The organism is bacterium (assembly GCA_013360195.1).
Lineage (GTDB): Bacteria > Electryoneota > RPQS01 > RPQS01 > RPQS01 > JABWCQ01.
This window is the reverse complement of record JABWCQ010000019.1, coordinates 23,478-39,614: the sequence shown is the minus strand read 5'-3', so window position 1 is coordinate 39,614 and position 16,137 is coordinate 23,478. Positions and strand designations below refer to the sequence as shown.

Below are 16,137 nucleotides of genomic sequence, written 5' to 3'. Positions count from 1 at the left end.
ATGATATTCATTCAGTCACGCATGCAATATAAGCCGCGAGATGTGTCCACTGCAATTTGGGAGCGGGTCTGCAAAGCAAAATATTCTACATCAACTGCGTTTACTTTCCGTTATGACATGTTAATCTTCTCACCCGAGCGCGTTTCGCTTCTAAGTGTTTGAGCGCACTGCATGGACTTTTCGCACGGTGAGAAACTTGGTGAAAACCCGTGCTTCAATTCGTGCGGGAGCCTATTTACTTTGGGAGTGATTACTCTAAGGAAGAGAGGCGCGTCTCTTTGTCACCCCCTCTGTGAATTGCAGTTTGCGTGACTTGCGCGAAGCAAAAAGCCCCCACCTTTCGGTGAGGGCTTCATTGTCTCATCCGGTTGGGAGGTAACCGGATGACAGGGAGGTCGTATGAATGTTGCGTGTCCGCAACGCCATAATATACGCTCGCATTCGCCGCAGTGCAACTCAAAATTCGAATTGCCGCTCTGTGGGTTCATTGCATAACACATGATTTCACTTAGTTTGGTGACGTCCGTTGAGTCTTGACAAGAGGCATTCGTGGGTCAGAAATAGTAAGTGACATTCTCACCAACGAAAGCGGCAGCCCTTTCAGGCTGCCGCTTCAACGTTCACATTTCGACGTGCCGTTCAGGCATTTGAAACGACGTTACTTCATCAATACGAGTTTTTGCGTTGCAACAAACGAACCGGCGCGAAGTTGAGCAAAGTAGATTCCTGACGTCAGTGCAGACGCATCGAAATATACCGAATGCAGACCCGTGGCAAGCTGACCGCTCACGAGCGTCGCGACTTCCTGACCAAGCGAGTTGTAAATCTTCAGTTCGCCATTCGTCGTCGCCGGAACGTCGAAGTCAATGCGCGTGCTTGGATTGAACGGATTCGGGAAAGCCTCGTGCATGGCAAAACCAGTCGGAATGCCTTCGCCGCGCGGACCGACCGCCGACGCTTCGTGCAACACGTGGACAATGAAAACACCGATGGAGCCGACGTCAGCCTGCTCGTTGTCCACCGCGCGCAGTGTCCAGATTCCCTGCGTCGTGAAGCCTTCAAAGGCACCCAACTCTTCGAACGGCTGCCAGCTCCCGGTGAACGGAGCGGTAAGTGTCTCATAATTGAAGGCGACTGCAGCTTCGTCGTCGAAGCGGCAATTTGTCATGTTTGCTCCCGGGGGGAACGTCGTCGGGTCTTCAGCAAGCTGAACCGTATCACCCCAAGGAGAAATCAGGTAGAGGTCAAGGTCTGACACCCAAGTGTGCGTAATGTTGACGGTGACATCAAGGTCTTCAATCAGGAAGTCGTCGGTAATCGTCATCGTCTTGTTGGCACCCGTCGGGCTTTGATCCGGAATGTTCACCGGAGTTGCAGCGGACGGGTAATCGGTGGTGACCGTGCTCGACGGCACCAACGCGAAGTCAACGGTCGTCGTCTGTTCGACTACCACTTCAACGCCCGCGATGGTTTCATCTTCAAAACTCTGCGCACTGGCCGTCAGCGTGTACGTACCCGCAGGAACATCGAAGCTGTACGCGCCGTTGGCATCCGTTTCCGTGCTGCCGCCGCCTTCAATCTCCACCGTCGCGCCGACAATCGGAGCACTCGTTTCGAAATTGGTCACAGTGCCCGAGATCGTGCCCGTCGGAGCGGCTTCACCGGCTTCGAGCAAAATGTCATCAACCTTGAGAATAAACTCATCGACAGATGTATAGTGGAATGCGATGTAAAATGGGCTGCCGGCGTACGCTGAAAGATCGTCTGTGTATTGAGTGTAGGTACTCGGAACATCGACATGTGTGGAGACCAGATTTGTGAAGTCAGCTGGGGTACTGCCGGTCGTTGAAACGCGAATTTCAAAGGTTTCCAAATACGACGGATCCTGTGATGCTGCCCAATAAGAAAGCGTGATTTCACCGGTCAAGTTCTGTTGCGGTAAAATCAACCAATCGTTGTTCGGGACAGGTGGGGCATTGTAAGCGTTTGCCACAAATTTTGTACCGGAATGAGCTGGAATACCACTAAACACAATCCAGCGAGAGAAACCGCCAAAACCCGTCACAGGGCAGGAACCGTTGTCAACGTCAACTTGGGTCCAACCCGGGGGCAAACTGCCGTTCGCGTAGTCTTCAAAATCTTCAGAAATGATCACTTCGTCTAGGGAACCTGGACGACGTGAGCCGACTTCCGGAAGCCGAAAAGCCGAGACGCCAGGCGAAATGTTGTGAACCTCGCCGCTCTTGCTCACCAAGCTGGCTTCGGGGCCTCGCGCCTTGCCCGCAAATGCCGCCCCAACAACAATGAGCAACAAAGTCAAAACAAATAGTCTTGTAATTCTTTGCATGTGTCTTCTCCAATTAGTTTTGTTCGGTTGTTCAGAGTGCAAACCAAATGTTATGAAAAGTCGATAAAAAACTATCGCCTTAAGTAATTGTATCCTTGAAATTGTAGTTAGCCGGTAACGAAAACAGTAGTTTCGCAAAGCCGAGCTAGCGAATCGCTTGTGAAGCTCAACAGAGCTTAAACTCAATAATTATGGTCCCAGCAGGGCAGTTAACTTGCACGATTTGATAATCAAACCTCATTTCGTATTGATGATCATTCACAAGGGTGACTGTCTCAGTACATGTCCCTGTCCCGGTAACCCCGCTTGAAATGATTGTCTGACCTGTTGTCAGGTCAATTAGTTCCGCAAACACGCCCATATTAGACGCGCATCCTGCTCGGTTCACGTGCCAGTTGTATTTCGACTTGCATGTGTTGGATTGCGTGAACACGACATTCCCAGAATAACCTGTGCCCTGCACTAGTCTGACAACAAGACCAGGATCCCCAGGACATGCGGCAGGGGCATAAGACGTGCTAATAGAAAGAACAGTAATAATAAGAACGATTCGAAACATTGTAACCTCATTTCTATTTGATCTATCTGACTCTCTAGAGGACACGAATGAACGCATTCAGAGTCACTTCTATTCTACAGAAACAATTGGAAGCATGAGACAATCTCTAAATAAATGCTTGTCTCTGAACTGGCGTTAAACAGCTCTCCATATCTCTTTTGATGCAGCAAGCGTAGTGCTATTTCAGCAACAGTGTCTTGATTGTCTGATTCGCGTCGAGTGTTTGAGCGCGCACGAAATACACTCCGCTAGCCCGCGACAACGGAGACCAAATGAAGCGGTGCGACCCCATGTTCAACATGCCGCTGTGAAGCGTTTCAACCAGGCGGCCTGTGACGTCAAACACGAGTAATTCAACATTCTGCGCACGTACGACATCCAGAGTCAAGTTCACACTCGCATTGAACGGATTCGGATAGGCCGGGTGCAATTGAAAATCGCGGACAACGACCGGCTCTTCGGCATCTTCCGTCAACGGTAACTCAAAATGCAAGGTAAAGCTCTGCAGGGTCCCCTCATCGGCCTCACCCGCGTCCTCGACAATCAGGTTCCACGTGCCGGACGGTTCCAACGTATCCAGTTGACTCAAATTTGAAAACGGACGATACGAACCGGTGAATGGCCCTGTGCCGCTGCCGATAGGTGTGGAAGCTTCATCGTCAAAGCGGCAATTCGTCATATTGGCGCCAAGGCTCGGCGACAGCGGCGGGTTGAACAACACCACCGAATCCGAATTCGGATGCTGAATTGCAATGAACATGTCCGCAATGTACGGATGCGTGATGCTTACTGTCACATCCAAGTCCTGAATATTCCCCGTTAATCCCGTCACCTCGAGCGGAACAATGACCTGCGTCAAATCAGGAATCGGCACTGGCGAACCGGTGTAGGGGACATCAGTGAATCCGACCCGCGGAACAAGCGTGAAATTCTGCACCGTGGTTTGACCGGTTGTCACGACTATCCCGTCCGCGTATGCCGAATCATAGTTCGCGGCGTTCACCTGAACCCGGTAAGTTCCCTCGGGGAATCGCGAGAAGCTGTAAGTGCCGTTGGTAAGCGTGCTCACTTGTCCAACCGTATCCGCGAGACTGGTGTCCATCACGAGCACCGTCGCATTGGCGATCGGATTTCCATTCACGCTGTTGGTCACCGTTCCCGTTAGAGAGGGAATACCGTTGATTTCCAGCCAGAACCCTTCCAGCACACCTTCGTCGAACAAGAAGCGGTCGCGTACAATCAGCCGCCATTCGCCTTGCGCGTCATGCCCGGCGAACTGGGTATCCATTGAACGCAATGGCCTGAAACCGCCCGTGAATGGCGGAAGTCCTTCATAAATTCCCCGGCCTGCATCGTCGTCAAACCAGCACCCGGTCATGTTCTCGATGTCGTCGCCGGGAAACAAATCGAGCAGAAGCACACGTGCCACCGAGTCAATCGGCTCCGTGCCCCACAGCGTATCGCGATGAAACGTTGAGTCCGTGTCCCAAATGGTGTCGATTCGCGCGATGAAGGAGTCAATATACACCGAATCCCGTTCAAGCCACAGCGTCAGATCGCGCACATACGGATGCGTAATCGTCACACCCGCGTCCACATCCTCGACATTGAAGGATTCAGGGACATTTATCGTCGCGACGATGGTCTCAAGATCCAGTATTGAATCCGGTCCCTCCGTCCAAGAATAGAGCACGTCCAGCGGAGAATGCGGCGACCGCAAAGCCTCCATTTGCGGCAGCGAACGGCCAAAATGCTTCCGCGGCTCGCTTGGGGTCTTCGCCCAAACAAGTCCTGTCAAAAGCAGAATAACAATCGAAACGAAGCTATTCTTTCGTAAGGTCAATAGAGTAAAGTATGCGGCCGGATGAATCGGCCTTGTAGTAGTCGAAGAGGTACTGTGCCACCATGTTCATGTTTTCCACGGGGCAGTCAATGTGCGCGAACTTCTCTTTCCTGGCCCAGCGAATGGCATGGTCAAACAACTGCCGTCCAAAGCCCTTTTCGCGCTGGCTGGGACGCACGAACATGTCCAAAATCGTTGGAACCCTGTCCGCTTCAAGCGTCGAAGGTGTTAAATACATCAACAGAAAACCCACGGGGATTCCGCTTGATGTGCGACCGATGAAAACTAATCCCAGTCGGTCATTCTCCAAAATCTCTGTCAAGTACTCCCGGTTTATGTTCTCGGGCTGTGCTTCGAATTCTTCGCCTTCGGATTGGTATTCGGCGACCAGCTCGAGCAGCTGGGGCAGATCCGCCATCGTCGCGGTGCTGACAATCATTGGGTTGGTGACGGTGCCCCGCGGCACCAAAATTACTTTCTGAAAAGGTTGTGAATGGATTATGAAAACGATACAGCGAACATTATGCCAACTTATTGCGAATTTGGCAAATCTGGCAGACCCAGCTTAATTTATATTTTCCAGCAGCATAGCTTGGCCCTGCCCAACTCCAACACAGAGGCTGGCTATCCCCCACTTGGTGCCGGCATCGCGCATGCTGCGTGCAAGAGTGCCTAAAATGCGCGCACCAGACATTCCCAACGGGTGGCCTATCGCGATGGCACCGCCCTTCGGGTTCACCCGGTCAATGTGAGGATCCAACTCGGCAACTACTGCCAATACCTGCACGGCAAAAGCTTCGTTGATTTCCCAAAGCCCGATTTCAAATCGCGTCAGTCCCGTCCGAGAAAGTAGCTTTTCCACGGCGTTCACCGGCCCGATTCCCATGTAGCGCGGGTCCACACCCGCCGACGCTGAAGCGACTATCCGAGCCAGCGGCTTCAGGCCATGGTCCTTCACGAACTTCTCCGAGCAGATCAGCAACGCCGCCGCCCCATCATTTAGACTGGACGAATTCCCTGGGGTTACAGTTCCACCTTTACGGAATGCCGGCTTCAGAGTGGCAAGTTTTTCCAGTGTGGTGTCCGCACGAGGACCCTCATCGCGGTCAATCATGACAGTTTCACCCTTCTTCTGCGAGATCTCCACAGGGACAATCTCGTCGGCAAAAAGCCCGGCCGCCTGCGCCGTCACCGCTTTTTGGTGAGACTCATAGGCAAACTGGTCCTGCAATTCGCGCGAGATATTCCACTTTTCATAGATATTCTCCGCCGTTTCCCCCATGGATTCCAGCGGAAAAAGCTCCTTCATCGCCGGATTCGGGTAGCGCCAGCCCAAAGTTGTGTCCCATGCCGTTAAATTCCCGAACGAGAAACCACTTTCCAGCTTGGGAACGCTGAAGGGGGCGCGGGTCATGGATTCGACACCTCCTGCAATGTAGCAATTGCCTTCACCGGATGCAACCGCCCGAAAGGCTATCGCGGCCGCTTCCATCCCCGATGCACACAGGCGGTTGACTGTCACCGCCGGTATCGTATAGGGAAATCCGGCCAACAGGACAGCCATCCGCGCGACATTCCGGTTGTCTTCACCGGCCTGATTGGCACACCCCATATACACCTCGTCCACGAGGCCCGGATCAAGCTGGTTGCGCTCGATGATTCTCTTCAGCACCAACGCCGCCATGTCGTCCGGCCGCACTGATTTCAAAATGCCATTATGCTTGCCCACCGGAGTCCGGAGGGCGTCTACTAAGTAAACAGGTGTCATTGAGTTTGGTTGTGTGAAAAAAAGAAATCTCTCATAGTTAACCGCTATTTCCCCAACTCCGGCACATCATCGTTGAACAGAACAACTTCGAGTAGGTATTCGTCCCTATTTTGCAGAAAGTCCGCCATTCTTCGTCTGCCGAGTATCAATCCTTCACGTATTGCCTTCGGTGAAAAATTGCGCGAAGAGTCAGAAAACTTGCCCATTTCGTTTTTCGACGGACCGATCACGTAGATATCAATCAAACCGTATTTGCGGTGCCACGAAACGAACTCGCTTTTGACCTTTTTGTCCGCCGAAACCTGTGTGCAGTGCATCTTGCCTGCAAGCTCGTTGATAAACGCCGCGCGCTCGTAGTCTTCACGGTCGGTGTTGTCCACGAAAATTTCCAGCGTGCGTTCGAGCACCTTCACTACCCGGTCGAACGGCCCGCGCTTCGGCTGCGGAAACGAGGACGCACGATAGACGTGCAACTCCTGTCTGATTTCAGGTTGATTGCGGGACCTGCGCTCATCACGGACTTCGCGGAAGTGGTTGAACACTGAGCGCAGCGGAGTCACATCGGTCACTCCGCCGTCCACGAATCCTTCAATGGGCGGAAACACAATCGGAATGGCCGCCGAGGCCATCACCGCATCAAGAGGAGTCAGGCCATGACTGGGAGCCGAGAGCGGAATTTCGAAGAATCGTCCCAATTCGAGATTCACCGCTCCAACTTCCACAGCGCGCGGCCACTTCCTGCCCGCGAGATTCTTTTCCAACAGTGCCCGCAAAGGCTTCGTGTCATACACCGCAGGCTGCTTGCGCAGTGCGGCCACGGCCAAATCTCCGAATATTCCCTTGCCCAGTATACGCCGTGCACCCTCCGTCACCACACCGGTCGAGCGATAGGGCTTATAGACCGACTCATTACCCGTAATCTCCTTCTGCCATAGCTCCGCTAAACTCGCCGCATTCGCCGGCTGCTCACGGAGGCTCGCTTCAGGCGTACCGCTCTTCGTTCCAAATAGCTGCGCGACATTCAGTGCGCCGACCGACACTCCGTATCCGCCGTCATACGGCTGGCCTTTTTGCCGGAAATACTCGTCCAGCATTCCCGCTTGATAGGAACCGTACGCGCCGCCCCCCTGCAAGGCTATCAGCAGATGCGGTTGCAACTCAAAACCTTGCTTCCATCGCAAAGGTCAAGGGCATCTCCGGCTCGCCGTCCGCCAGACGATACATGTCGTCACCGCATTCCACCATGTTCGCAAACGGCATAAAACAGCAGGTCGGATATTCCTCCATCTGCGTGACACGCAGCCCTGCCCGCGTCAGCGCGCGAAAGACGTCCGCCAATGTCCATTGCCACTCCAGAGTATCGTTGACCGGAACATAATTTTTGTCTGCATAGTCCGGCATCGGCGGCATGGTAATGCCCTCTTCGCAATGAAAGTAGTTGAACTTGCGCTCAATCCGTCCGTTGACATCTTCAAACATCATCACCACCGGGTGAACCTCCACAATCACGAACTTTCCGCCGGGCGCAAGCATGTTCGCAATCACCTGTCCCCAGCGATAGAGATCCGACAGCCAGAAGATGACTCCGTAGCTCGTGAACACAATATCAAACTTCTCGCACAGAATCTCATCGAGTTTCAAGACGTCGCACTGTACGAACCGCACTCGGTCAGCAACTCCCGTCTGGTTCGCCAGCTCCCGTGCCGAGTCCACTGCAACACCGGAGAAATCCACTCCCACCACTTCCGCAGCTCCGGCCCGGGCAATCTCAATGGTGGATTTGCCGAAATGACACTGCAAATGCAAAACCCGCATCCCTGCAACATCCCCGAGCCAGTCCCGCTCCAATCGGTCAAGAGCCGGTTTTCCCTCGAGGAAACCTGTTACATCATAAAATTCGCTCCGGACATGCACCGGAGTGACCTCATCCCACCAGGCCAAATTCTGCGCGTGTCCCGGGTGTGCAAGCCCGCTGGAATTCTCTAAGTTCATAGTTCTGTGTATCTTGTCCGTGTAAAAAGCCCAGAAAGATACGCTTTTTTGCGGACGTTCGCAAGCCAAGTACCCGACATATGCCTCTCGAAGTGGCCACTATGTAACACTGGTCGCACTTACTTCGGTTGAATATCAGCACGGGTTTTGTTACCTTATTCACAATGCTCTGGGGACTATCAGACGAAACTTTGAAAGGCTATCATGTACGATCCTCGTCACAAGAAACTCGCGGAAGTGTTGGTCAAACACTCCACAAAAGTCAAACCCGGCGACAAAGTCCTGATTGAGTGCTTTGATACGCCGCATAAATTCATTTCCACTTTGCTCCAGGAAGTCTGCGACGCCGGAGGTCTGCCCGTGCTCGAATTCAAGCAGCAGGCCGTTATCCGGACGTTGTTCCACAATGCCACCGAAGAGCGCATCAAATTGATTGCCGACAGTGAGCTCTACCGCATGAAGCAGATGGATTGCTACATTGCCGTGCGCGGAGTTTACAACGCCAAGGAACTCTCCGATGTTCCCGGTGACAAAATGTCACTCTACGAAAAACACTGGCTGAAACCCGTGCATCTCAAACAGCGCGTGGAAAACACACGCTGGGTGATTCTCAAGTATCCGTCGCCGCAAATGGCACAGATGGCCAAGATGAGCCATGAAGCCTTTGAAGATTTCTTCTATCGAGTTTGCTGTGACGTGGATTGGAAGAAGGCCAACGAGGCTATGATTCCCGCGAAACACTTCCTCGAGAAGTCCGACAAGGTGCATATCAAGGGACCGGGCACAGACCTGCAATTCTCCATCAAGGGCATTCCGTGGAAACCGTGCGGCGGCGAGTTCAACATTCCCGATCTGGAAATCTTCTCCGCACCGGTCCGCACGTCGGTCAACGGCAAGATCAGCTACAACTCGCCTTCGACCTATCGCGGCTTCACGTTTGAGAACGTCGTGCTCGAGTTCAAGGACGGCAAAATTGTCAATGCGACCGCCAACGACACCAAGCGCATCAACGAAATCTTTGACACCGACGAAGGCGCGCGTTACGTCGGCGAATTCGCGCTCGGATTTCATCCCTACGTGCTGAACCCGATGGATGATATTCTGTTCGATGAGAAGATTGCCGGCTCGTTCCACTTCACTCCCGGACAAGCCTACGAATTCGAAGCCGACAACGGCAACCGCAGCCAGATTCACTGGGACTTGGTTTGCATCCAGCGTCCCGAATACGGCGGCGGAGAAATCTGGATTGACGGCGTGCTCATCCGCAAGGACGGTATCTTCGTTCACGAGGCCTTCCTTGCCATGAACCCCGACAAACTGACGAAGTAGTTGTTCGCCGAGCGGTGGAATATCGCCCCGCCGGAACCTAAGTGTCAAAAGCCCCGCGATTTTCTCGCGGGGCTTTTCTATTTAGCATGTAATCAGCAACTATTTCAGGAGCACCAGTTTCACCACGGCAAGTTCTCTTTCCTCACCGACCAACCGCGCAAAATAGATTCCTGTCGCAAACTTGTCGGCGTTTATCTGCACGTCATGCGCTGCGACAATTCTTCCATTGAACAACTTCGCAGTCTCCCGCCCCGTTACGTCGTACAGAATCAGGTCATATACACCTGGTCTTGAAACCTGTATGCTCAATGTTGTGGTTGCATTAAACGGATTGGGATAGGCCGATAGAGAGTACTCATTCGGCAATAGAACTGGCTGCTCAATGGAACTGCTGTTCGAATCGGCACTGTCTGGATGAACCGTCAACCACGGTTCAAAAATCACGCCGTTTCCGACTTCCGTCCCCAGTCCGTCCGGATTCAGACTCGGATGAAACGGCCCTGTGCTATCCCCCCACCAATTCTCACTCGCGTCAAAATAAGCGCCTCCGGAAATGGCTGCAATGCCGGGTTCATAAAACTGATTGTCGCGAGCACGGATAGTGTCGAAATCACGCTGACTGGCTTTTACATCTGCGAGACTGTCGGGTTGCAGATTAGTGAATGAATTGTGAACTATGTCCACTGAACCGCTGATGTTGACACCCGGCGCAGAAATCGAGAATCCGTCCTCAAAAATATTGTCTTCGATCAAACCGAAATAGCCATGCTCAAAGCCTTGGCAAATCAAACTGATTGCGTTCGTTCCGTTAGCGGGAGGAATGCCTTGGTAATTCTGGAACCGGTTGCCACGAATTGTAACCGGAACTCCTTCGTCCGTGCGACAATCCATGGACACTTCAATCAATGCGCTGGCGCGCTCAATATCCTCAAATACGCAGCCTTCGATACGGCAGTTCCCCATAGTCGTCGCACGCAAAACAGGAAATGCAGAATAGCATGGTCCAAACCTGCAGCCTATCACTTCAATATTCTCGCCTGCAAAAGAGAGCAAATCGTTGTGCGTCGCGCTGCAGAGAAACGTGCAATTTCGAATGGACGAGCTACTGTAACAGCGCACCAGCCAATTCCCTTCGCCATCAAAGAAACAACTATCGGCCGTCAAACTGCCAAATGACGCCGGTCTAATGCACTGCCATTGACAACCAATAAATACTGAGTTCTTCACATTAACATCGTTCCCGCCCTCGACGGCAACAGAAACCGAGTCAAAGCGGCAGTTCATTATGTTGAGTGTCTCACCTGAGAATAGAATTCCGCCCGTGCGTGTAGCCCACTCAGGTTGTCGGAGTTCAAGTCTATTGAAAAGTACGAGATTCTGTACTGTGGCAGAGTCACCAGTTAAAACCAGCGTCGACGGAGTGTCAATTTCGCCTGGGATTGGATCCAGTATCGTCCATAATTCTGGCAATGTGTCACTGGAGTGCTGACCTAATAAAACCAACCCATCCGTCGAACAGGTCAAGAACTCGTGATAGCGTCCGGGAGCAACGCGGACAGTGTCCCCAGTCGCCGTCGCACTCAACGCTTCTTGAATGGCCGTGTACTCTTCAGGTACATCAAGTATCTCCCCCTTGGAGTTCGCTGCAAGAAGACAGACTAAACATGCGGCCACCCAGCATGAGTGGGATCCAGTTACGGAGTACATGACAATGCACCATAGGAAAGGCAGGCATAGGCTATGCAGTCACTTGCACAATCCTCGCAATCCGGACCGCCCGGGCAAGGCACTTTGCAGATGTAAATTACGTAAGTGTCGTTCGATGAGAGCGTCTGAGACTGACCGCAGTTCGTTGTACAATTGCCAATATCACATTCGTGAGTATGGCAATTGGAAAGCCAGGTCTCGACTCCATTGTCGAGCTTAAACAAGTTCGCGCATGCCCGGCAGTCTTCACAGTCGCTATCACCTGTACAGATTGTGCCAACTGTTAACGTATATGCCTGATCGCATTCTGGTGTGAACTCTGTTCTCTTGCAGTTTGTCGTCAGATTCTCTGTGCACCCTTGGTTAGAACAGGTTTCGTCGATAAAACATATGCACTCCGAACAGGCCAAGCCCAGGTTTCCGTTTCCCAGAAACAAAAAAACCGCAAGCAGAGCAATTGCGGTAAAGGTGGAAGGTGCTTTTTTCACGGCGTTCCTCCTGAAAATCATTGTTCAATAGTGCGCCAACTTTGCAACGCACCATCTTTGAACCCAAATTAGGCACTCAATCTGACTTTGTCAAGCCTCGCAAGCTTGTATGTTAAAATGTTAAGCAGAATCTAAATTTGGTTGTTTCAATTGGTTGAAACGACAGCCCGTCACAATTTTTACTTCAATAACACCAGTTTCACCACGGCAAGTTCTCTTTCCTCACCGACCAACCGCGCAAAATAGATTCCCGTCGCAAACGTCTCGGCATTGATTTTCACGTCGTGTGCTGCAACAATACTCCCATTGAATAACTTTGCAGTTTCCCGCCCCGTTACATCGTACAATGCCACCTCGTACTCTCCCGGTTTGGCAACACGAATGCTCAGCATCGTCGTCGCGTTAAACGGATTCGGAAAAGCCGATAGAGAGTACTCATTCGGCAACAGAACAGGCTGCTCAATGGAATTGCTGTTCGTATCTGCGCTGTCAGGATGAACCGTCAACCACGGCTCGAAAATCACACCGTTTCCCACCTCTGTCCCCAGTCCATCCGGATTCAAACTCGGATGAAACGGCCCTGTGCTGTCCCCCCACCAATTCTCGCTGGCGTCAAAATAAGCGCCTGCTGAGTGTGCTCCCACGCCTGGCAAAAGAAACTGATTGCCACGAGCGTAAATGGTATCGTTCGGACGCGCAGTCGCGTACACATTTGCGTACTCGTTTGAGACGAGATTCTGGAATATGTTGTCGTATAGTTCGACTGATCCTCCGATACCCACGCCCGGTGCTGTCTGAATTCCCGTCCCATCCACGAAAAGATTATTCCGGACGACTCCTAAATAGCCGGCGTTTTGTGACTGGCAGCCCAAGCCAATTGGATTAGTTCCACCATATGCAACGACCCCGCGGCAATCTCGGAATATGTTATTTCGAACTTCAATTGGTGTATCAGCTGCTTCCGGACAGTCCAAAGAAATTTCAATTACAGTCGGAGTTCCCGAGATGTCTTCAAAGACGCATTCCGAAATCCTGCAATTCCCCTGTGGAAATATTGGCAGGATTGAGAAGCCGTGTTCGCTCGGACCAAAGGTGCAACCACTGACTTCAATGTCACGTCCGTGCAACTGCAGCAAGTGAGTACCGCCTGGTTCGCTGCGACGAAATGTGCAATTTCGAATTGTTGAACCTGAGGTGCCGTAAACAAGCCACCACCTTGAGCCCTCAAAACTGCAATTGTCTGCGTAAACAACTCCCTCATTTGAAGGATAAAGACAATGCCACAGACAACCACGGAAAACGCAATGGGTTGCCTTGATACAATGGTCTGCATGTATGGCTCTCGAAACGGAGTCGAACAGACAGTTTGTCACGAACAGTGATAACCCTGTGTGACGAATGCCGCCGACACGCGTTGGCCAGTCCGGCTCCCTCATTTCAGGTCGGTTGTAGAACGCGAAGTTATTGATGCGAATCGAGTCGCCTGAAAACACAGCAACTGAAGGAGTGTCCAAACCCATTGGAATCGGGTCGAGGATTGTTCTGAACTCCTCAAGCGTGTCTCCGCTGTGCCAACCCGTCAGCATAAGCGTATTCGTTGAGCAGACCAGAAACTCATGGTACCTGCCCGGAGCAACACATATCGTATCGGCGGTTATTGAAACATCTAACGCGGCCTGTATTGTCGCAAACTGTGCCGGAACCTCACGGACAGTTCCAAGGCTCGATGCGACAAGCACCAACGTTGTCAGCACAAAGATGGAAAATGTTCTCTGGCAGTCTATGGTGCGCACGTCATTACTCCGTAAGAAAGACATGCGTAAGCGGTGCACTCGGCGTGACAGTCTTCGCATGAGGGGCCACCCGGGCATGGAACTCTGCAAACGTACATCACGTAAGTCTTGGTCACGTCCAAGTTGACGTAATCTCCCGTCGCGCTGCAATTGAAGAAGCAATCCCCGCCTGTACAACCGGTTGTATGACAGCTGCCGTTGTAAACCGCAAATTCATTTGCTCCGTCCAATTGAAACAGTCTCGCACAAGATTGACACTCAACACAATTGTCCACGTGAGAACACATGGTCTGAGTCGTGAAAATGTAATCTCCCGTACACGTCGGAGAAAATACGGTTCTTGTGCAGTTCGCATTTGGTGTGAAGCCGCAGTCCTGGTTCGTACATGTTTTGTCCTCAAAACAAATACAATCCAAACAAGCCAAACTCCTGCTGGTTCCCAGAAACAAGAAAACCGCAACTATAGCTGTTGCGGCAAAGGTGGTGGGTGCTTCTTTCATGGCGTTCCTCCTAAAGAAAGTTGTCCCGAATTGCACCGTCCTTGATAGTGCACCGCCCCAGAACTCAAGTTAGGCACTCCATCCGACTTTGTCAATGGCATCACACACTAAGCGATAACTCACTTCATGAAGCCAAGTCTATGCAAATTAACATTCTAATTTAGTTCGACTTAGTTGCTTCGCTCGCGGCCCCGTTTGCATATGACCCGTGCGACCCGTAAATTTCATTTTTCCACGCTGCAAATCAAGGGAGAGCCACATGGGATTTCTGATTTTTCTCGGTATCGCTGCCGTACTGGTTGTCTGGGTGATTGGTCTCTACAACGGTCTGGTCACGCTGCGCAACCAAGTCAAAGGTGCTTGGTCTCAGATTGACGTCCAGTTGAAGCGTCGTCACGACCTGATCCCCAATTTGGTCGAAGTCGTCAAAGACTACATGTCCTATGAGCAGGAAACGCTCGAAAAAGTCATCAAGGCGCGCAACACCGCTGTCGCCGCACAAGGTCCCGCCGCTGTGTCCGCCGCCGAAAATCAGGTGACCGGAGCGCTGCGTCAGCTCTTTGCAGTGTTTGAAAACTATCCCGACCTGAAAGCCAATCAGAATGTGATGAAGCTCCAGGAAGAATTGACCTCGACCGAGAACAAAATCGCGTTCGCACGCCAATACTACAATGACACCGTGATGACGTACAACACCAAGCAGGAACTTTTCCCGGCAAATCTGTTTGCCGCGGGTCTCGGCTTCAAGAAGGAAGAGTACTACCAAGTTCCTGAAGAGGAAAAGCAGAATGTGAAGGTTGACTTGCGGTGAACGACTACCGCCGCGACTTTGCCGCCGAGATCCGCTCCAATAAACGGAAGTCCATGATCCTGTTTATCGGACTTCCCATTCTGCTGATCGCCCTTTGCTGGGTTATTGGAAAAACCTATGATTTCGGAGACCTCGGTTTGCCCGTCGGTGCCGCGATTGCAATCATCGTGATGCTCGTCTCCTATCACCTCGGCGATGACATCATTTTGGGTTTCACCGGTGCGCGCGAAGCCTCATGGGAATCCGACCAAGTTCTGTTCAATGTCGTGGATGAAATGCGAATTGCCGCGGGACTCCCTATGCCGCGAGTGTATGTCATCGACTCCTTTGCACTCAATGCCTTCGCAACTGGATGGAAACCCGAGAATGCAGCGGTCGCGGTCACGCGAGGATTGCTCGAAAAACTTGACCGCGATGAACTGCAAGGCGTCATTGCGCATGAAATGGGACATGTCGCCAATCTCGATATCCGTTTCATGATGCTCGTTTCTACTATGGTCGGCGCAATTGCTCTGATTGCCGACGGATATCGCCGCTCGCTCTGGTTCGGCAGCGGAAGAACCGGCCGTGCATCGAGCAAGGACAGCTCTAAAGGCATCATTCTGATAGTCGGCATCGTGCTCTCGATCCTGGCCCCGCTTGCCGCATTGCTCATGCAGGCCTCCATCTCCCGCAAACGAGAATACCTTGCCGATGCAACCTCTGCCCGACTGACTCGCAACCCCATCGGGCTTGCCAATGCATTGCTCAAAATCGAACAATCCATGTTTGTCAATCCGCTTCCGTGGATTAATCGAGCGACTGTGCATCTCTTCATCGTCAATCCTGTCCGCAACGCACAAGGACAGCAAAGCGCCGTCTTTTCGACACACCCTCCCACAAGTGACCGTGTGTCGAGATTACGCGCCATGGCGAATTTGCAGGGCGAGTTGACGGACTTGAAGTAAGCACGCAATCGCATTAAGTCAAAAGCGGCCTCGAGGAAATCTCGAGGCCGCTT

The 16,137-nt window shown here is 52.1% G+C and carries 12 protein-coding genes; 3 read left to right on the top strand and 9 right to left on the bottom strand.

Going from position 1 to position 16,137, the window contains the following annotated elements:
• Positions 1-658: 658 nt before the first annotated feature.
• From HUU59_12140 to HUU59_12115, 6 genes are all read right to left on the bottom strand, one after another.
• Complete coding sequence (locus HUU59_12140; protein ID NUO20187.1) at positions 659-2,347, bottom strand: carboxypeptidase regulatory-like domain-containing protein; 1,689 nt, start codon at positions 2,345-2,347, stop codon at positions 659-661.
• Positions 2,348-3,084: 737 nt separating this feature from the next.
• The gene (locus HUU59_12135) at positions 3,085-4,749 is read right to left on the bottom strand and encodes a proprotein convertase P-domain-containing protein (GenBank protein NUO20186.1); all 1,665 of its coding nucleotides are present in this window, start codon (positions 4,747-4,749) and stop codon (positions 3,085-3,087) included.
• Positions 4,730-5,188 (bottom strand): GNAT family N-acetyltransferase, encoded by a 459-nt coding sequence (locus HUU59_12130; GenBank protein NUO20185.1) that lies wholly within the window; start codon positions 5,186-5,188, stop codon positions 4,730-4,732. Before HUU59_12130 ends, HUU59_12135 begins: the two co-directional genes overlap by 20 nt.
• A 126-nt stretch (positions 5,189-5,314) precedes the next feature.
• Entirely contained in the window at positions 5,315-6,517 is a 1,203-nt protein-coding gene (locus HUU59_12125; GenBank protein ID NUO20184.1) for an acetyl-CoA C-acyltransferase, read from the bottom strand.
• A 44-nt stretch (positions 6,518-6,561) separates the two neighbouring features.
• Positions 6,562-7,698: a patatin-like phospholipase family protein gene (locus HUU59_12120; protein ID NUO20183.1), complete on the bottom strand. Its 1,137-nt coding sequence runs from the start codon at positions 7,696-7,698 to the stop codon at positions 6,562-6,564.
• A complete protein-coding gene (locus HUU59_12115; GenBank protein ID NUO20182.1) occupies positions 7,676-8,509 on the bottom strand; it encodes a class I SAM-dependent methyltransferase in 834 nt (277 codons plus the stop codon). Before HUU59_12115 ends, HUU59_12120 begins: the two co-directional genes overlap by 23 nt.
• 204 nt (positions 8,510-8,713) lie before the next feature.
• Between HUU59_12115 and HUU59_12110 the strand changes: the two genes are divergently transcribed.
• Positions 8,714-9,838 (top strand): aminopeptidase, encoded by a 1,125-nt coding sequence (locus tag HUU59_12110; protein NUO20181.1) that lies wholly within the window; start codon positions 8,714-8,716, stop codon positions 9,836-9,838.
• A gap of 99 nt (positions 9,839-9,937) precedes the next feature.
• On the opposite strand, the gene HUU59_12105 is transcribed toward HUU59_12110, so the two are convergent.
• The 3 genes from HUU59_12105 to HUU59_12095 all read right to left on the bottom strand — a co-directional run bounded on the left by HUU59_12105 (position 9,938) and on the right by HUU59_12095 (position 13,826).
• Positions 9,938-11,545 carry a T9SS type A sorting domain-containing protein gene (locus tag HUU59_12105; protein ID NUO20180.1) on the bottom strand — a complete coding sequence of 536 codons (1,608 nt, stop codon included), beginning with the start codon at positions 11,543-11,545 and terminating at the stop codon, positions 9,938-9,940.
• Positions 11,533-12,033, bottom strand: coding sequence for a hypothetical protein (locus HUU59_12100; GenBank protein NUO20179.1), 501 nt, complete (start codon positions 12,031-12,033; stop codon positions 11,533-11,535). Before HUU59_12100 ends, HUU59_12105 begins: the two co-directional genes overlap by 13 nt.
• A gap of 179 nt (positions 12,034-12,212) precedes the next feature.
• Positions 12,213-13,826 carry a right-handed parallel beta-helix repeat-containing protein gene (locus HUU59_12095; protein NUO20178.1) on the bottom strand — a complete coding sequence of 538 codons (1,614 nt, stop codon included), beginning with the start codon at positions 13,824-13,826 and terminating at the stop codon, positions 12,213-12,215.
• Positions 13,827-14,585: 759 nt separating this feature from the next.
• Here HUU59_12095 and HUU59_12090 point away from each other — a divergent pair.
• Complete coding sequence (locus HUU59_12090) at positions 14,586-15,137, top strand: LemA family protein (GenBank protein NUO20177.1); 552 nt, start codon at positions 14,586-14,588, stop codon at positions 15,135-15,137.
• On the top strand, positions 15,134-16,084 hold the full coding sequence (locus tag HUU59_12085; GenBank protein ID NUO20176.1) for a M48 family metallopeptidase: 951 nt from the start codon (positions 15,134-15,136) through the stop codon (positions 16,082-16,084). Before HUU59_12090 ends, HUU59_12085 begins: the two co-directional genes overlap by 4 nt.
• Positions 16,085-16,137: the final 53 nt, after the last annotated feature.